Origin of the sequence: Amycolatopsis sp. NPDC050768 (genome assembly GCF_040654155.1) — a bacterium.
Taxonomy (GTDB): Bacteria; Actinomycetota; Actinomycetes; order Mycobacteriales; family Pseudonocardiaceae; genus Amycolatopsis.
Genome location: NZ_JBFAHL010000033.1, coordinates 26,240 through 42,780, shown reverse-complemented (window position 1 = coordinate 42,780; position 16,541 = coordinate 26,240). Strand labels below are relative to the sequence as shown.

The window sequence follows — 16,541 nt, the reverse complement described above, 5'->3', positions numbered from 1 at the left end:
AGTACGGCGTGCAGTCGACGGAGACACGATGCACCGAACTGCCCGCGGTCCGTGGCTACGCCACCGAACTGGGCGCCCCGTCGTGCGCGATCGAGCGCGCCTGCTGACCTCGCCGACGCCGCGCCGCGTCGCCGCCGATGGCGACATCGCCGCGGCCCGGCTCCTCGAAGCCGATCATGTCTTCCGCCTCGCCGGCAGCGACGACCCTGCCCTGCAAATCCTGCTTGATCACACCACACCCGCCGTGACACCGGTCGGCACCCGCGGCAGGTTCCAAGCCTGCGCCCGCGCCCGCGGCGAAGCCGACGGCGCCGCCATCCACCTGCGCCACCGCGACGGCGACTACAACGCCCCTTCGCCCGCGCCCGGAATCGTCGCTCAGTCGATAAGCGCAATGTAGACGGGCGAGCCGAGCAACACCGGCACGCCGTCGAGCGTGCCGTGCAGGAGGCGCTTCGCCACGAACTCGACGTTCTGGGCCGGCCCGGTGAGCCGGTCGACCGCTTGGCGGACGGTCGTCAGCGCGGCCCGGTCGGCCCGGTCGAGGGGGTCGGCACTCGGCTGCTCGGCGGCCTCCACCAGGAGTTCGTCCTCCAGATCGGAGGCCAGCCCGTCGAGCATCGGCGGCAGGTGCGAGTACGCGGGGCCGGGGTCGACGTTCGGCACGGCCCCAAAGATGTGCCGGCCGGAGCCGCCGAGCGCCACCACGGTGTCGTCCAGCCGTCCGCCGGCGAAGACCATCGAGTCGGCACCGGGAAAACGCCCCCACTGCACGGGCAGTAGCCCCCAGAAGAACTGCCCTGGCTCGTCGACGGACCCGATGTCGCCGTGCTCCTCAAGGTGCCGCAGCACCCGCTCAAGCCGTCCGACCCGGTCGTTCCCGCCGTGCTCGGCGGTCTTCTTCAGGGACAGCACCGACAGCTTCACGCCGACCTCGGACTTGCGTTTCGCGGCGAATCCGGGGTCGATCTGCGGGAGCAGCATGTCGACCTTGCAGTCGCTGATGTAGAGATAGTAGTAGAACGACACGGACGCAATGATATGAGGAGTTCTGTGGCGGCGGGGGCGATTTGGCACGTCGGCGATGAGGTGGAGGGCCTCTACCGCGTGACCGCGGTGCACTCACACGGCGGCATGGGCTTGGTCTACCGGGTCCGGCACCTGGGCTGGGATCTGGACCTCGCGGTCAAGAGCCCACGGGCGGTGCTGTTCCGTCACCAAGCCGGCCGAGACCAATTCGTGGCCGAGGCCCAGACGTGGATCTCCCTCGGCCTGCACCCGCACCTGTGCAGCTGCTACTACGTGCGCACGATCGACGGGATGCCGCGGATCTTTGCGGAGTACGCCCCCGACGGCAGCGTGCGTGACCTGCTCGACAGCGGCCGGCCTTGGGCCCCCGGCTTCAGGCTCGACCTGGCGATCCAGATGGCGTGGGGCCTCGACCACGCGCACCGGCTCGGCGTCGTGCACCAGGATGTGAAGCCTGCGAATGTGCTGCTCGGCGCGGACGGCGTGGCCAAGGTGACCGACTTCGGCCTGTCGAAGTCCCGGGCGATCCTGGCCGTCGAGTCACGCGCTGGTGAGGTCACGGACGCCAGCGTGGCGGTGACCGCCGGCGGATACACACCGGCGTACGCGTCGCCGGAGCAGGTGGCGGGTCGCCCGCTCGGCCGACGCACCGACGTGTGGAGCTACGCGGTCACGGTGCTGGAGACGTTCACCGGCGCGCCGACCTGGGGCGCCGGCCCGAACGCGCCGGCGGCGCTCGTCGAGCACCGGGCGGCCATGCCAGCGGGACTCGCCCGGCTGCTGGACCGGTGCCTGCGGCACGACCCGGCCGAACGCCCCGGCAGCATGACCGAGATCGCCGACGAGCTGTGCGACGTCTACGGGACGGAGGTCGGTCCGTACCCGAGGACCGCGCCGGCCGAGGCGGCGCTGCGTGCGGACGAGTTGAACAACCGCGCCCTGTCGCAGCTCGACCTTGGCGAGGAAGCCCAGGCCCGGGCGACGTTGACGGAGGCGTTGGCGGTCGATCCGAACCACCTGGAGGCCACGTTCAACTCGGTCACCCTGAGCTGGCGGCGGGCCGAGATCAGCGACGACGCGGCCGTGACGGCGATGGCCGTGTCCCGTGACGCGGCGCCGAGCCGTTGGGAGGGCGCCTATCTTCTCGGCCAGCTCCATCTGGAACGCGGGGACCTCGACGCGGCGCTCCCCTTGCTGCGGCAAGCCGCCACGCACGACGACCCCGAGGTGACCACGACGCTCCAGCGCGCGGAGGCGGGCGAGCTTGCAGGGCCGTTCGAGGAGCACGTCCTGTCCGGCGAGGCCCAGCTGTCCCAAGAGGAACGCCGTGACCGGAGGATGACCGCCTGCGCGATCGGTGCCGACGGTCGGGTCGTCGCGACTGGTCGCTACGTCCGCCCGCCCGTTCAACAAACCCTCAAGACCTACCTGTTCGGCTACGACCGACCGCCGGACGAGTACACCCTGCGCATCTTCGCCCTGCCGGACGCGGAGGCCAGGGTCCTCGAAGCCGACAGCATCATCCACGAGTTCGACTTCAGCGCTGATGGGCGGCTCCTCGCCTCTGCCACGGAGAACGCCGTGCACGTGTTGGACGCCCGCAGTGGCCGTAGTGTGCTGCACTTCGCCGAGCGGCAGGGCCGTGTCGGCGCCCTGCGGTTCAGTCCGGACAACAAAATGCTGGCCGCCGGGTTCCGGTCGAACCGGCAGGTCATCGTGGTGCGAGACGTCGGCACGGGCGACCTCGTGCACCTGCTCGACGGGCATACCAGCGACGTCCGTGACCTCGAATTCGCCGCCGACGCACCCATTCTCGCGTCGGTGGAGGACCGCGCGCTGCGGTTGTGGAACCTGATCGACGGGCGGTGCCAACTGACGTTGCCCCACCCCGTCAACCTGAAGGCGGTCGCACTCAGCGGCGCCGCGCACGTGGTCGTCACCGGCGCGCAGGACGGACTGCATATCCGGGGTGTGCACACCGGCGAAACCCGCCGGCTGTTCGCCGGCGCGATCGAGGACGTCTGGCTGCACGACAAACTTGTCGCGGCCGTCGGCTCCGACGGCGAGATCCGGTTGTGGGACACCGTCGACGGGCGCTGCCTGCGGACCTTCGGAGGTCACCGCGACGAGGTCGCTACACAGCTGTCCCGCAACGAGGCGCTGCACATCCGGGTCAGCGTCGACACGACCGGGCGGCGTCTGCACTCGATCAGCAACAACGACACTGTCCGGTCCTGGGGGCTGCCCACGGGATACCAGGCGCCGCTTCGGGTCTGCCGCCCGAGAACCCACGCCCGGATGCGCGAACTCGACGACCGGCTGGCGAGCTTGCTCGAATCGACCGAGTCCGCCCTCGCCGACGGAGATGTCGGTCGGGCGCTGAGCGGCCTGACCCATGCCCGTGGCGTGGCGGGATACGAACGGGATGCCTCCGTGGTCGCCGCTTGGCGACGGCTTTCCCTTGCGACCGAGCGCGTCGGCCTGCGGACCGCTTGGCTCGCGCGGACCATCGTCCTCCCGGGCGAGGCGAATGCCTTCTGGCATCCACAGGTCGCGGTCTCCGGCGACGGACGGCGGGCGCTCACGACGACCCGCGAGCACACGATGGTCCTCTGGGACGTCGACACCGGCGACGTCGTCCGGACGTATGCGCTGGACGACGATCGGAACTACATCAGCGTGCTCGACATGACGGTCGATGCGGTCCACGCGGTCGCCGGCGACGCATATCGCCGGATCCACCTGTGGGACCTGCGGACCGGCGTCAGGGGCCCCGAGGTGGGCGAGGACGTGTCGAGCCAGATGTCGGTCGCGATCGACCGCACCGGCCGCAAGGCCCTGCTCGAACGAGGCGACGGTTTGCTGCGGTTATGGGATCTCGCGCGCGACCGCGAGCTGCGTACCTTCCGTTCGCCGAGCCGCACGGCGCACTTCACCGACGGACGGTCCAGGCGTGAGCCGGAACAGGTGAACGGGGTGGCGCTGAGCCCAGACGGCCAGGTAGTCGTGTCGGCGATGCAGTACTCGGGACTCACCAGCTGGCGGGGCAACTGGTGGCGCCGGCGGGACTTCAACGGCTACGCCGACCGCGTCGACACGGTTCGGGTCAGCGCCGATGGTCGGCACGCCCTCTCCGGCGGCTGGGACGCCTCGCTTCGGCACTGGGATCTGGCGACCGGGCGATGTCTCCGTCTCATGAAGGGGCACACACATCCCGTGATCGGCGTCGACCTCACCGCCGACGGGCGATTCGCGTTCTCCGCGGGCATGGACGAGACCGTCCGGATTTGGGACGTCACCACCGGTTCGTGCGTCCAAGTGCTAGAAGCGATCAGCCGCCTGAAGGTCGTGCGCGTCAGCGAGGACGGCTCGCGCGCGGTGTCCTTCGGCCACGACGGGACGCTCCGCGTCTGGGAACTGGACTGGGAGTTGGCCGCGCGGGAGCCGGCGGACTGGGACGACCGCGCGCAGCCCTATCTCGACCAGCACCACGCCGACGAGAGCTTCGACGAGCTGCTGACGCGGTTGCAGCGAGCCGGTCTGGGCTGGCTGCGGCCGGACGGCGTGCGGCAGCGGCTGAACCAGTCATAGGGCGACACCGCGCGACGGCGACCAAACCGGCCAGCAACTCGGCCAGATCGTGGGCCTGCGCCGGCTCGGCCACCGCGCGAACTGTGTATCAGCGCCAGCGTGATCCTCGATTTTACTCTTGAACACCAGGTGGCTGCGATCTCGAGGCGGGTTTCGGGTCCGGCTCCGGATCCTGCCTCGGACCGTTCTGTGTCTCCTATTCGTGGGGGCCTTCAGACGACGGCTTCGTCAACGCGCTCGGCCTCACTTTTATCCCGCAGCGGGTGGATTTCCCCGGCAACCCACGTTTGAGCGGCGGTGGCCGTGCCACCCGTTGCACGACGCAGTGGCCCCCGTTCGTGCCCTCGCCGCACATAGGACCCGAAACCTACCCACCACGCATCGTGCCCCCTGTCGTCAGCTTGCAGCCGGGGCACGACGCCCAGCTGTACGGCGCCTTACCTTCTAGGTCTGACACCACCCAACCCCAGGCAGGTGCGTGCGCGATCTGCTCAGACGACCGGCAGTGGGTACCGAGCTCAGGCCAGACGTGGACGAAGCTGGCCGCTGACGGGCACGAGTTGGTGCACCAGGAACTCGAGCCCGGCATCCACCGGCTCAACCGGGAACCGACGTTCGGTATCGGCCAATGGGCGCATCTGGTACAGACCGCGCAGGGCAACCTGCTGTGGGACCCGCCGAACCACCTCGACCAGTCGCTGGCCGGCAAGGTCGACGAACTCGGCGGAGCAGCGATGATCGTGGCCAGCCATCCACATATGTACGGCTCGCAGGTCAGCTGGAGTCACCGGCTCGGGCACATCCCCGTGTTGGTGCACTCCGCCGATCGGCAGTGGGTGCAGCGGGAGGACCCGGTGATCCGGGAGTGGTCCGGCACCGAGCGGATCCTGCCCGGGGTGACCCTCATCGAGGCGGGCGGGCACTTCCCCGGTGCGTCGGTGGCCCACGTCGCCAGCGGCTCCGACGGCAACGGCACCCTGCTTGCCGGAGACACCATCGTGCCGGTCGCCGCCGCTGGCTGGGTGACGTTCATGCGCAGCTACCCGAACAAGATCCCGCTCTCCGCAGGGCTGGTGCGGCGGATCGTGGACCGGCTTGAACCCTACGAGTTCGACCGCCTCTACGGACTGCTGGGCGCCACGGTGCTCGGCGACGCCAAGGGCGCGGTACGCCGTTCCGCGCAGCGCTACATCGCCTGGGTAAGCGGAGCGAACGACCACCTGGGCTAACGCGATCAACACCCGCACCTCGCCGCGGCGGCCTTGCCCATAAGCAGTCTTCACCGGTAGCCGGGACCTTCCGTGGTGCTAGCGCGGATGCTCAAGCGGTGCTCATCCGCACGCGGAAATGCTCGAATCGACGCGGAAACTACACATCTGTACTTTCCGCCTTGAATTGATCATTTTGATGGCGTCCTCCTGCCGTTTCCGTGGCAGTTGACCACTGTCGTCGGTCTCGGGTTTCCGTGGTAGTTGATCGCTGGCTTTGCTTTGGTCACACTCCCAGGCGAGGACGTGGGCGTGTGCCTGGCGCCCGAATCGCTGGAGATCCAAGGCTGCGGCAAGCGACTGCTCTCGGTGAGGGCCTGGAGGGCTCGGCCTCACATGACGAAGGCCGGTCGTGTCCGCGAAAGGCGCGGACATGACCCGCCCGAGACATACCGGGTAGTGGATTCGAACCACTGTTGGTGTGCCTTGTTATCGATTGCGGAGCTTGTCGGCCACCAGGCTGATGACCAGCCTCACCCGAAGTGGCGACTGGGCGGAGGCTTCGTGGTCGGACGAGGCTTGGCGTGCGGCGAGGGTCGGCCCGGTCAGGCCGGGGTGCGCAGGGATGCGATGGCCGCGGTGATTCCCTTCTTGTCGTAGCTGCTCGTGGGCATGGCGGCGCCGTGAGCGTGGCGGATGATGCCCTGGCGGTCGATGAGGATGCTGCCGGACTGCTGCATCGAACCGAAGACCTTCCTGCCCAGACCGATCATCTCGTGTGGGCTCTCGTGGCGGCCGGTGAGAACGGGGAAAGGGATCTGGTGTTTCGCCTTCCACGTGGTTGCCTTCTCCTGATCCTCCGGGACCGCGAGAAGGACACGGACGTTGTCGGCCGCCAGTTCGTCACCGCGGTTGACGAGATCTCGGACATGCCTGTTGCAGACCGGACACGACGTTGATCGCATGAAGAAGAGCAGTACCGCGTGCTTGCCCTGGTAGTCGGACAGGCGGACGGTCTGTCCCGTGGTGTCTTCCAGCACCATCCGTGGTGCAGATGATCCGGCGTTGAGCATGGTGAGATTCCCTTCGAACCGGGTTTGTGAAAGGCGTCAGTTCGGGTCAGATGCTGGTGGGGTCGAGGGGGCCTTGGGTGCCCTCGACCCCACCACGCAGGCTGAGACGGAGCGCGGTTCTGGCTCGATGCAGGTGGGACTTCATCGCCGGGGTGCTCAGCCCGAGCGCCTCGGCGACTGTTCGTCCTGGGTGACCCAGCACGTCACGCATGATCAGCACGCGGCGTTGGATGTCGGGCAACGCCCGGATCGCCTCTGCGACACGCTCGGCGTCCAGACGCTTGAGGACTTCGTCTTCGGCCGATGCCACAGGGCCGATGCCGGCCCCGTCGTGGTGGTCGAACACTCGCTGGGCGCGGCGCGCGCACTCTTGCCGGACGATCCGGAACATCCAGGAAGCAAGCGCCGCCGTGGCGCGCAAGGAACCGATCTTGCGATAGAGGATGATCAACGCTTCCTGCGCCGCGTCCTCGGCGTCCTGCGGAGATGCGCACAGATGTCCGGCGAAGCGCCGCACGTGCGGATGAGCCCCGTGCACCACTGCGGCCAGCGACTCCAGGTCACCGCCCTGTGCGGCCTTGATGAGCTGCTCACTTGCCCAACCACGGTCAACCACGTCCACCCCCGGCGCCGCACGTAGCGAACCCATCGCACGTGTCCCTCCTGATGTAACCATCGCCCATAAGAGACCCCGGCACCGCGAAAGGATTCACCCCGTCCCCGAAACGACCCCTTCGGCTACGGAGAGGACAGAAGCGATCACCCTGGAGAACCGGCTTGACGCTCTTTCCGCAGTTCCTGATCAAAAGATCGGACACCTGTCATCTACACGCGGAGACTGTCATTCTTGCGCGGAAGCTACACATCGATCAGTGTGTCGGAGAAATCCCAGCTCGGTGATGGCGACGTCGAAGAAGTCGGAGAGTAGCTGGAGGAAGAAGCCCTTCGGCTTCTCGGTGTCGCCGCGTTCCCAGCGCCAGACGGACTTCTTCGTGAGGTTGGTTTCGCGGTGGTACTTCGTGGTGGCGAGGCGGTTGAGTTCTCCGGCGAGCTCGTGCTGCGACAGCCCCCTTTGCTCCCGGAGCGCGATCAAGACGATGTTGGGACGCCGCTCGCCTGCCATGCCTCGTACGTTACTGGAGCTGCAGGGCACTGCGGATCTTCAACGTCCACGGTCCGTCCACTCCTCGCGGCTCACCCCGACAACTGGGGGCGCAAACCATGCCAGGCCCGGTGAACGGAGCTCCTTGATCAGGAACTACGAGAGTAACCGGGGATTGGGATAAGTCGGGCACGTCTGGTGTTGGTCGCATCCTAGGTCTGTCTTCACCGCGTCGTGCGCATGCTGCTTTCGGCCGGTGAGCACAGTGGGCGGGGGTAATCGATGAAGCCCCCGGGCAGCCCGAATCCTGCTTACCATGGCGGACAACGGCACCGCGACGGGTCGCGGGTGTGAGGGAGGGTGGCATGTTCGGTCTCAGCCTGGAGCACCTGTTGGTCCGACTAGTCGCTGCGCTGTTCATCCTTGGCCCCGAACGGCTGCCCGAGACAGCCCGCTGGCTCGCCCGGACCATCCACAAGATCCGCGGTTTCGCCGCGGGGGCCCAAGACCAGCTCCGCGCTGAACTGGGCCCGGAGCTCCAGCAGCTGCGTAAACCGCTACAGGAGCTGCAAGCGCTGCGCACGTTCGACCCGAAGACCGCGCTCAGGGGCTACCTGCTCGACGACGTGTTCACCGAGCTACCGTCAGGGGCTGTCACCAACACCGCGCCCGCGACCCAGGCCACCACCATCAGATTGCCGCTGAAGCCGGGTGAACGGCCCCCGGTCGACCCGGACGCCACCTGATATCGCACCCCAGACCCGAGGCGGCGCCGCTCGCTCGCGCTCTCCGTCCAACACGCCACTGCGTGTGGCTCACCAGGCAACGAGCCGTTTTGCTGACGCGCGGGCGAACGATTGGCTCCATGTCGTCGGCTTTCTGGGCTGCATCGTCCTTGTGAGCACCCTGCCGTGGCCCTCAATCGTCGCGGGATTTCGGTTTCCGCAGTCCGGCCTCGCCGGCCGGTTCGTCGTGCTGGCTAGGAGGCGCTGGAGCCGCGAAGAGAGTGCGTGACGGCGGTGGTCACCGGTGGCCGCTGCGCGGTGCGGGTGCGGCGGAGAATTGACCTTGCCAGCTGGCTTGCGCGCCGGAGTCGCCGATGCGGTAGATGTCGTAGGCGGCGGCGCCGCCGATCAGGATCGCCGCGACCGCGATGACGGCGGTGACCGGCGTCGAGCGGGGAGCGAGGAAGGTCCGGCGAGGGACCGGCAGTCGCAGCACGCGCTTGGGGCCGTTGTCTTCCGGGTAGGTGCTTTCGCGGTGGCGCCACCAGATCACGAGGGCGAGCGCGGCGACGGCGATGGCCGCGTAGACGGCGGTGTCGCCGAGTTCGGTGTGTGCGCGCACGAGTGGCGTGGTGGGCACGCGTCGCTCAAGCCATTCGCCGGCGTCGGTGGTGATCGGGACGAGGATCAGCACGAGGACGGCGAGCGCTGCGTTGGGGCCGGCCAGCTTGCGCCGCGCGGCGGGCCACAGCGCGCAAAGGACGAGGAGCAGCGCGGCGAGGGGGAGCAGCACGACGATCGCGTGCACGAGCAGGACGTGAGCGGGCAGACCGTTGAGTGTGGTCATCGGTTCCTTCGAGCGGTGACGGGGTTCAGGGACAGCGGACGACGGCGCAGGCTTCGTAGTCGGGAGCTCGGGCGCGCACCCAGCGTTCGACGTTCCCGCCGCGGGCGATGGCGGCGGTGGCGTAGACGTCGGCCCACAGCAGACTCGGGCCGACGACCGTCGCGGACATCAGGGCCCGCGTAGGGGTGCCGGTGCGGGGATCGACGATGTGGTGTCCGCGGGCCGCCGTGCCGGACGTGGCCACGCCGCCCGCGCGCACGGTTCGCACGGCCAGCAGGCGGCCGCGGTCGCGGGGGTCTTCGACGCCGACCCGCCACGCCGCCGATTCCGGGACGCGCACGGCGACCACGACGTCGCCGCCCGCGTTGAGGCAGTAGTCGTGGTCCGGCATCCGGTCGAGCAGCGCGGTGGCGGTCTGGGCGGCCCAGCCCTTGACCAGTCCGGACGGGTCGTACCCGCCGGGGAGGTCGGCGTCGAACCAGCCGTCGGTGCGCTCACGGGCTTCGACGCACAGCCGGGCGACTTCGCGAACCCACGGATGCCGATCGCCGGGTGGAAGTTCGCCTCGGCGGAGGCGGTTCACCTCGCTCCCGGGCCGGTGCAGGCTGAACAGCCGGTCGATCGTGCGCAGGTACGAGAACACTTCCGCGACAACGGATTCCGCCGCTGCGTTGGTTCGGACGCCGGGGCCTCGCAGGTGCAGGCTGATCGGCATCCCCATGATCACCCGCGTCCACGCGCGCCGGTCTGGCAAGGTCATCGGTGCGCGGCGTCGATCGCGGACTGCAGGGACTGGATGTAGCCCTCCGACGTGTAGGTGGCGCCGCTGACGGTGTCGATCTCTGCGTTCTGCGCCTGGAGCGTCTCCTGGTTGAGCACGGGCACGGCGGCGGAGTTGATGCGCACGTCGCGGCCGGACTCCTGTGGCACCTGCACGACGCGTGCGGCCGTGATCCGTCCGCCGGACACGGTGATCTCGACCTGGACCGGTCCGTACGGGGTGTCGGCGGCTTGGCCGGTGAACGGGCCACCACCCGAACCGGTTCCGGAGGCGGTCGGCGGTGCCGACGGCGACCGGACGACGCCGGGCACCTGTGCGGGTGCGGCGACCGGGTCCTGATTCGTGCTCGTGCGGTAGCTGAAGAGCAGTACGACGATCGAGACGGTGGCCGCGATGGCGATGGCGATTCTTCGCATGTCCGGAGCTCCTACCAGGCGAAGTGTTCGAAGTGGATCCGCTGCCGTGGAACTCCGCACTGCGAGGCGCACTCGATTGCGGCGCTTGCCCACGCAGTGGGGCCGCAGACGTACACGTCGTGCTCGGCGATGTCAGGGACGAAGTGCGGCAGCACGGTGCGGTCGGGCACGGGCGCGTAGCCCGCGGGCAGCCACGAGACGCGGTCACGGGCGCGGCGGCCCGGCAGATAGTGGATCCGCACGCCTCGGGTCCGCGCGAGGTGCTCGAGCTCGTGGTGGAACAGTGGCTGCGCGGGGGAGGAGAACCGGTAAAAGAGGACGGCTTCGCCGGGTTCGTAGGGCAGTTCTTCGAGCAAGGCGCGCAATGGCGTGATGCCGATCCCGGACGCGAGCATGGTGATCTTGCGGCTGGTTCGGACCGCGCCGGTGAGGGTGCCGTAGGGGCCTTCGAACCACACCCGCGTCCCGACCGGGAGGTTCGCGAGTCGCGCGCTGCCGGGGCCGAGGTCGCGAGCGGTGATCCGGAGGCGGCGGCCGTCCGGGGCGGCGGACAGGGAGAACGGCTTGCCGCGCGTCCAGCCGGTGCCGTGCCGGAACCGCCACACAAAGAACTGCCCGGCCACCACTGGCAGCCGGTCGAGCCAGCGGCCGCGCAGGTGGACGGAGACGACCCCGTTCCCTTCCCGCACCACGCGATCGACCACGAGCCTGTGCCGCAGGCTGCACGTCAGCGGCAGCGCCACCCGGAACACCAGCACCGCGGTGGCCGCGGTGGCGTAGGCGGTCCACCAGAACATCGTCGCCGCGGCCGAGGCGGTGAAGTCCGCGCCCGTCCACAGCTGGTGCGGCAGGACGAGGCCGACACCGAGGTAGGCGTAGAGGTGCAGCAGGTGCCAAGACTCGTACCGCAACCGGCGCCGCGCGGCCCGGACCGACGTGACGACGACCAAGACAAGCGCGGCCGTGCCCGCGGTCGCCAGCAGCATGCCCGGGTACGTCGTCACGAGGTCCCACACTTCGGCGATCAGTCCGGTGTGGTCGGTCGCGGCGTAGCCGAGGGAGATCAGGACGATGTGCAGGCACAGCAGCACGAACGAGGTGAACCCGGTGAGCCGGTGCCGGCGTGCCAGCGCGTCCTGGCCGTAGCTGCGCTCGACCCACGGGATCCGCGCCATGAGCAGCACTTGCAGCAGCAACAGGGCGGCCGACAGCAGGCCGGTCAGGCGCCCGGCCGACGTGAGTCCGGACGCGACGGAGTTCAGCTGTTGCACGCCGTGGCCGGCGACCCATAGCGCCGTCACGAACAGCACTATCGTCCAGGCCGCCAAACCGGCGGCGTCGCGCCACCACCGGCGGACCGGGCGGGCGCGGCGCTGGGCGCGAGCCTCGCCGGGCCGGATCGAGAGGGGAACGGTGGACATCGGGTGCTCCTGGTGGTGTTCGTGGTGTCACCACCCTTGCGGAGCCCGGTTAGTCCCCGGCGTGATCCGGGTGAGAAGACGGTAAGAGCCGATCACCGCCGACGGTGAACCCCACGACGGCCCCGCCACCCGGGCGCGGACGGGCGAGGACTTCGCCTTGGTGGGCAAGGGCCGTTTCGCGCACGATCGCCAGTCCGAGCCCGGAACCCGGCAACGCCCGGGCGGCGTCCGCGCGGTGGAAGCGGTCGAAAACGTGCGGCAGGTCCTGCTCGGGAATCCCCGGGCCGCGGTCGAGGACTTCGATCTGTCCGCTTCGGACGGTCAGCTTGATCGGCTCGGTTCCGCCGGCGTCGAACTTGACCGCGTTCTCCAGCAGGTTCGTCACCGCGCGTTCCAGCCGCCTCTCCTGACCCGACGCGACGGTGTCATCGGCGTCGACCACGACCGTTCGGCCGGACCGGCGCCGCACCCGTTCGGCGGCGCGTTCGGAGACCACGGCCAGCTCGACCGGTCCGGCGTCTTCGCTGTCATACCGTCGGGTCGCGAGGTCGACGATCTCGGTGATGAGGTGCGTCAGCTCGCGCGTTTCGCCGTCGACGTCGTCGAGCAGCCGGGCGCGGGAGTCGGGGGACAGCTCGTCGAAGCGCCGCATCACCTGCGCGTTGGTCCGCAGGCTCGTCAACGGTGTCCGTAGCTCGTGCGCGGCGTCTTGAACGAGCCGTTCCTGGTCGGCGCGGGCGTCGGCGAGCCGGCCGAGCATGCGGTCGAAGGACGTCGCCAGGCGGCCGACCTCATCACGTCCGTCGGCGGGGACGTCTGCCTGCACGAGGCCGCCGTCGCTCACCTGCTCGGTGACGGCCGTGAGCCGCACGAGCCGGCGGGTTATCTGGCGGGCCAGCAGCCAGCCGGCCAGCGCGGCGGCGGCGAGGACCACCGCGCTGACCAGCGTGATCCGCGTGGCGAGGGAGGTCAGGACGTGACGGGACTCGTCGACGTCGACGCCGAGCTGGATCGCCCCGCGGCCCTGACCGAGTGCGACGGTGATCACGCGATAGTCGTCGGGGCCGACGGTCAGGTCGCGGTAGGCGTGGTCACCCGGGTGGCCGTTCGCCGCCAGTGCCCGGTCAGTGCCGTCGACGGTGTAGGAGACCGCCGGGCGGCCGCCTATCCGCCGCATTTCGCCGTCGGGAGCGATGGACTGCGCGACCATGGGCTGCGCCTCGTCGTGGTCGTTGTCGTGGGGGCCGCGGGTGAACGGGCTGGGCGCGAGCACCTGCGTCGCGCCGGCCTGGATCTCGGCCGAGGTCGTGAGCAGCGAGCGGTCGAGCTCGTCACTGATCCGCTGCGACGCCGTCTGGTAGCTGAACACGCCGACCAGCACGCTCGCGGCGGCGCCGACCCCGGCGAACGCGATGACCAGCTTGCTGCGCAGGTTCACGACACCCGCACCGAATACCCGACGCCGCGCACGGTCCGGATCAGGTCGGTCGCCCCGGCCTTCTCGAGCTTGCGGCGCAGGTATCCGATGTAGACGGCCAGGTTCTTCGAGTCCGAGCCGAACTCGTAGCCCCAGATGCGCTGGTAGATCGTGGTGCGGTCGAGCACGATCCCGGCGTTGCGGACCAGCAGTTCCAGCAGGTCGAACTCGGTCTTCGACAGGTCGACCTCCACGTCCTGCCACCGCACCCGTCGTGCTGCCGGATCCACGGTCAGCGCGCCGAGTCGCAGGACCCGCGGCGCGGTGGCGTCGGGCGAGGTTCGCCGCAGCAGCGCCCGCAGGCGAGCGAGCAGCTCGTCGAGATCGAACGGTTTGACCAGGTAGTCGTCCGCGCCCGCGTCGAGCCCGGCGACGCGGTCGGGCGGTTCGACGCGGGCGGTGAGCATCAGGATCGGTGTCGGGTCACCGTCGGCGCGCAGCACGCGACACACGCCGAGCCCGTCGACGCCGGGCATCATCACATCGAGGATCAGCACGTCGAAGCGATCACGCCGCGCCAGGGCGAGCGCGGCGACCCCGTCGGTCACCTCCGTGACCTCGTAGCTCTCCAGCTCCAGCGCGCGTAGCAGTGACTCGCGGATGGCGCGGTCGTCGTCGGCGAGCAGGACGCGGGGCTGCATGCCGCCATCATGCCCCGGGTGCTTCGTGGGGTGCCGGAGCTGACGGTCCGCGCGGGCGAAAGAAAGGTAAGAAGACGGTAAATTTCAGTCCATTGACACCTGCGCGCCGGCGCCAGTTAGGTGACGTTGGTCCTTCGCTCCGATGCCTCGTGGCCGGCGGTTGGGCTGAGCGAAGTCAGGTCCGCACAGATCTCTGCTGAGACGGCTACGTGGGATGTGAACTGGTGAACCTGCAGGGTGATCTCGGGGAGGTCGGACAGATGGCAGCGGTGGGACTGTGACGAGGCAGCGGCATGCCGATATGTCCGGTGACGTGATCGATTCCATGCGCTCAACTCATCGCCGGCGACTACGCGGACGGCGCCGAGTTTCGAGTGAGCTGGCAGATGACGGTTGTTGCCGCTGCTGTGCCGGACGATGCGACAAGATCCGGACGTATCCTTACGCCGCCTCGCGATCATGTCGCTGCTGTTCTGGGGCCCAGATTCCCGCTACCTGGCGGACGTGATCCGCGAAGCATAGGACGACCCGGCGGTCGAGGTGCGTGAGACAGCCGAAGTCCGCGGACGTCGCCATCGACGGCTGGGGTGAGGCCCTGGGCTACCACGTCGGGCTGGGCCGTGAGGTCGCCGGATTCGCCTGGCAGGAGATCGCGCTGATCCACCCGGCGGGCTTCGACGACTCCTCCTGGACCGGCTACCAGTGCCTGTCCGGAGACGGAAGTTCGCAGCCCTGGCGATCCTGCCCTAGCCACGGGCAAGATCGATGCGTCGGTCACCGCGGGCGGTCAGATCACGTCGGCAGTGCCGACCGCGAACTCCATCGTCGGTGTCGCGGGCAACCATCTGGTTTCGGTGCCCACCAAGGGAAAGCCGTCCGTGCTGGCGACGCTCACCAGTTGCGGCCCGCCGCCGACGGCGGGGTCAGCTTCCTATACACGGAGCCTGGGGGGAAGATGGCCACTGCGGCACACGAGAACGCGGGCAAGCTGACCGTCCTCGGCGAGGGCGATCTCACTCGCGTCCAGCTGTTCCAGGGCAGTGCCGGGCACGCTGTCCTCTCGGGCGCTAACCCCGCGGGGGTCGGCGTTCTGGCCCACGCCGGTGTCACGAGCGTGAACGACAGTGGTCTCGTGCGGGGGCCGCCGCATCGTCGCTGGACGGCGATGCCCTGCTAGGCGCCGATTCCGACGGCCGGAAGTCCGCCCCAGCGGTGTTGGCGACGAAGGCCGGCAAGGTCTTCGCGCCCGCCCTGCCCTCCGGTGCGGCGAAGGCCGCCACGGCTGTGCCGACGTACTCCGCCGTGCCCGGCATTACAACGGCCGCGCCGCGTACGAACCGCTTGAGTCCCAAGGCCGATGCAGCTCCGGCTGCCGGTGCCGCACCGAACACGACCCAGGCCCAGTCGCCGAAGTGTGCCGTGCCGCCGTTGAACGCGAACCGGCAGGTCATGCAGCCCAACCCCGCCCAGGTCAACTGGGCCGTGCAAATGGCCGAGCAGGGTCTGCTCACCGGGAGCGCCTACACGCGCCCGGCCGGGTTCGGCAACATGGGCTTGGTCGCCTACGCGCCCAACAGCGACTTCCCGCTGATCCCGCTGTCGCACCCGGCGGGCGGCACGAACACCGTGCCGCGTCGATCTTCGAGGGCATCATGGCGCAGGAGTCCAACTGGTCACAGGCCTCTTGGCACGCTCCGGCTGGCACCGCGGGCGACCCGCTGATCGCCAGCTACTACGGCGCCGGTGGCGACATCGTCTCGATCGACTACGCCCCTTCCGACTGCGGCTACGGCATTAGCCAGGTCACCGACGGGATGCACATCGGCGACCACTCGCTGTCCGAGCACGGCCAGTGGAAGGTCGCGGTCGACTACCAGGAGAACATCGCCGCCGGCCTGCAGATCCTCGAAACGACCTTGAACCAGCTCTACTCCGCCGGGATCACCGCCAACAACGCCGACCCGCGTTACCTGGAGAACTGGTACTTCGCGGCCTGGGCCTACAACTCGGGCATCCAGCCGAACGCGGCCAACGGCAACACCACCGGCTGCACACCGGGCCCGTCCTGCACCAGCGCGCACGGCACGGCCAAGATCTTGACGCAAGACAAATCAGGTCTGCCGACGCGCTCGTCGGGCCCGATGCTTGTGACGGTGATCTTTTTGCACTGGTGAGCGGTATCCGTCACCAGCTTGGCTCTTGTCCTGAGGGACGTGCCGCGATGGGCAGG

At 69.1% G+C, this 16,541-nt stretch carries 17 protein-coding genes; 7 read left to right on the top strand and 10 right to left on the bottom strand.

Annotated features, from left to right (window positions below):
* Positions 1–82 precede the first annotated feature (82 nt).
* Complete coding sequence (locus tag AB0H62_RS49075) at positions 83–400, top strand: hypothetical protein (protein ID WP_220240301.1); 318 nt, start codon at positions 83–85, stop codon at positions 398–400.
* Here AB0H62_RS49075 and AB0H62_RS49070 read toward each other — a convergent pair.
* On the bottom strand, positions 379–1,029 hold the full coding sequence (locus tag AB0H62_RS49070) for an SAVMC3_10250 family protein (protein WP_220240302.1): 651 nt from the start codon (positions 1,027–1,029) through the stop codon (positions 379–381). The two genes, AB0H62_RS49075 and AB0H62_RS49070, sit on opposite strands and share 22 nt — an antisense overlap.
* Positions 1,030–1,041: 12 nt before the next feature.
* Between AB0H62_RS49070 and AB0H62_RS49065 the strand changes: the two genes are divergently transcribed.
* A complete protein-coding gene (locus AB0H62_RS49065; protein ID WP_360592793.1) occupies positions 1,042–4,620 on the top strand; it encodes a protein kinase in 3,579 nt (1,192 codons plus the stop codon).
* Positions 4,621–5,183: 563 nt separating this feature from the next.
* Positions 5,184–5,849, top strand: a complete 666-nt coding sequence (locus AB0H62_RS49060) for a hydrolase (protein WP_255637982.1) — start codon at positions 5,184–5,186, stop codon at positions 5,847–5,849.
* 584 nt (positions 5,850–6,433) lie between these two features.
* Here AB0H62_RS49060 and AB0H62_RS49055 read toward each other — a convergent pair.
* The 3 genes from AB0H62_RS49055 to AB0H62_RS49045 all read right to left on the bottom strand — a co-directional run bounded on the left by AB0H62_RS49055 (position 6,434) and on the right by AB0H62_RS49045 (position 8,024).
* The gene (locus tag AB0H62_RS49055; RefSeq protein ID WP_360592792.1) at positions 6,434–6,901 is read right to left on the bottom strand and encodes a peroxiredoxin family protein; all 468 of its coding nucleotides are present in this window, start codon (positions 6,899–6,901) and stop codon (positions 6,434–6,436) included.
* A 46-nt stretch (positions 6,902–6,947) separates the two neighbouring features.
* The gene (locus tag AB0H62_RS49050; protein WP_360592791.1) at positions 6,948–7,550 is read right to left on the bottom strand and encodes an RNA polymerase sigma factor; all 603 of its coding nucleotides are present in this window, start codon (positions 7,548–7,550) and stop codon (positions 6,948–6,950) included.
* A gap of 192 nt (positions 7,551–7,742) precedes the next feature.
* Entirely contained in the window at positions 7,743–8,024 is a 282-nt protein-coding gene (locus AB0H62_RS49045) for a helix-turn-helix transcriptional regulator (RefSeq protein ID WP_220240306.1), read from the bottom strand.
* 344 nt (positions 8,025–8,368) lie between these two features.
* Between AB0H62_RS49045 and AB0H62_RS49040 the strand changes: the two genes are divergently transcribed.
* Complete coding sequence (locus AB0H62_RS49040; RefSeq protein ID WP_360592790.1) at positions 8,369–8,749, top strand: twin-arginine translocase TatA/TatE family subunit; 381 nt, start codon at positions 8,369–8,371, stop codon at positions 8,747–8,749.
* Positions 8,750–9,026: 277 nt separating this feature from the next.
* Here the strand turns inward: AB0H62_RS49040 and AB0H62_RS49035 are convergent, their stop codons facing one another.
* From AB0H62_RS49035 to AB0H62_RS49010, 6 genes are read right to left on the bottom strand one after another with little or no spacing between them, the layout of a single operon-like run.
* Positions 9,027–9,575, bottom strand: coding sequence for a hypothetical protein (locus AB0H62_RS49035; RefSeq protein ID WP_360592789.1), 549 nt, complete (start codon positions 9,573–9,575; stop codon positions 9,027–9,029).
* 25 nt (positions 9,576–9,600) lie between these two features.
* Positions 9,601–10,335 carry an FAD:protein FMN transferase gene (locus tag AB0H62_RS49030; protein ID WP_360592788.1) on the bottom strand — a complete coding sequence of 245 codons (735 nt, stop codon included), beginning with the start codon at positions 10,333–10,335 and terminating at the stop codon, positions 9,601–9,603.
* Positions 10,332–10,772, bottom strand: coding sequence for an FMN-binding protein (locus AB0H62_RS49025; RefSeq protein ID WP_360592787.1), 441 nt, complete (start codon positions 10,770–10,772; stop codon positions 10,332–10,334). Before AB0H62_RS49025 ends, AB0H62_RS49030 begins: the two co-directional genes overlap by 4 nt.
* An 11-nt stretch (positions 10,773–10,783) precedes the next feature.
* On the bottom strand, positions 10,784–12,193 hold the full coding sequence (locus AB0H62_RS49020; protein WP_360592786.1) for a ferredoxin reductase family protein: 1,410 nt from the start codon (positions 12,191–12,193) through the stop codon (positions 10,784–10,786).
* A 49-nt stretch (positions 12,194–12,242) separates the two neighbouring features.
* Entirely contained in the window at positions 12,243–13,631 is a 1,389-nt protein-coding gene (locus AB0H62_RS49015; protein WP_220240311.1) for a HAMP domain-containing sensor histidine kinase, read from the bottom strand.
* Positions 13,628–14,311 (bottom strand): response regulator transcription factor, encoded by a 684-nt coding sequence (locus AB0H62_RS49010; protein WP_220240312.1) that lies wholly within the window; start codon positions 14,309–14,311, stop codon positions 13,628–13,630. The genes AB0H62_RS49015 and AB0H62_RS49010 overlap by 4 nt, the downstream gene beginning before the upstream one ends.
* Positions 14,312–15,266: 955 nt before the next feature.
* Between AB0H62_RS49010 and AB0H62_RS49005 the strand changes: the two genes are divergently transcribed.
* Genes AB0H62_RS49005 through AB0H62_RS48995 form a run of 3 tightly spaced genes read left to right on the top strand, consistent with a single transcriptional unit; the run spans position 15,267 to position 16,485 of the window.
* The gene (locus AB0H62_RS49005; RefSeq protein ID WP_360592785.1) at positions 15,267–15,488 is read left to right on the top strand and encodes a hypothetical protein; all 222 of its coding nucleotides are present in this window, start codon (positions 15,267–15,269) and stop codon (positions 15,486–15,488) included.
* 35 nt (positions 15,489–15,523) lie between these two features.
* Positions 15,524–16,033, top strand: coding sequence for a hypothetical protein (locus AB0H62_RS49000; protein WP_360592784.1), 510 nt, complete (start codon positions 15,524–15,526; stop codon positions 16,031–16,033).
* Positions 15,964–16,485: a hypothetical protein gene (locus AB0H62_RS48995; protein WP_360592783.1), complete on the top strand. Its 522-nt coding sequence runs from the start codon at positions 15,964–15,966 to the stop codon at positions 16,483–16,485. The genes AB0H62_RS49000 and AB0H62_RS48995 overlap by 70 nt, the downstream gene beginning before the upstream one ends.
* Positions 16,486–16,541: the final 56 nt, after the last annotated feature.

Excerpts from the sequence above, each read along its gene's own strand:
- AB0H62_RS49065 (WP_360592793.1), top strand. The coding sequence starts at position 1,042 with ATGAGGAGTTCTGTGGCGGCGGGGGCGATTTGGCACGTCGGCGATGAG.
- AB0H62_RS49055 (WP_360592792.1), bottom strand. The coding sequence starts at position 6,901 with ATGCTCAACGCCGGATCATCTGCACCACGGATGGTGCTGGAAGACACC.
- AB0H62_RS49050 (WP_360592791.1), bottom strand. The coding sequence starts at position 7,550 with ATGGGTTCGCTACGTGCGGCGCCGGGGGTGGACGTGGTTGACCGTGGT.
- AB0H62_RS49045 (WP_220240306.1), bottom strand. The coding sequence starts at position 8,024 with ATGGCAGGCGAGCGGCGTCCCAACATCGTCTTGATCGCGCTCCGGGAG.
- AB0H62_RS49040 (WP_360592790.1), top strand. The coding sequence starts at position 8,369 with ATGTTCGGTCTCAGCCTGGAGCACCTGTTGGTCCGACTAGTCGCTGCG.
- AB0H62_RS49035 (WP_360592789.1), bottom strand. The coding sequence starts at position 9,575 with ATGACCACACTCAACGGTCTGCCCGCTCACGTCCTGCTCGTGCACGCG.
- AB0H62_RS49030 (WP_360592788.1), bottom strand. The coding sequence starts at position 10,335 with ATGACCTTGCCAGACCGGCGCGCGTGGACGCGGGTGATCATGGGGATG.
- AB0H62_RS49025 (WP_360592787.1), bottom strand. The coding sequence starts at position 10,772 with ATGCGAAGAATCGCCATCGCCATCGCGGCCACCGTCTCGATCGTCGTA.
- AB0H62_RS49020 (WP_360592786.1), bottom strand. The coding sequence starts at position 12,193 with ATGTCCACCGTTCCCCTCTCGATCCGGCCCGGCGAGGCTCGCGCCCAG.
- AB0H62_RS49010 (WP_220240312.1), bottom strand. The coding sequence starts at position 14,311 with ATGCAGCCCCGCGTCCTGCTCGCCGACGACGACCGCGCCATCCGCGAG.
- AB0H62_RS49005 (WP_360592785.1), top strand. The coding sequence starts at position 15,267 with ATGGCCACTGCGGCACACGAGAACGCGGGCAAGCTGACCGTCCTCGGC.
- AB0H62_RS48995 (WP_360592783.1), top strand. The coding sequence starts at position 15,964 with ATGGCGCAGGAGTCCAACTGGTCACAGGCCTCTTGGCACGCTCCGGCT.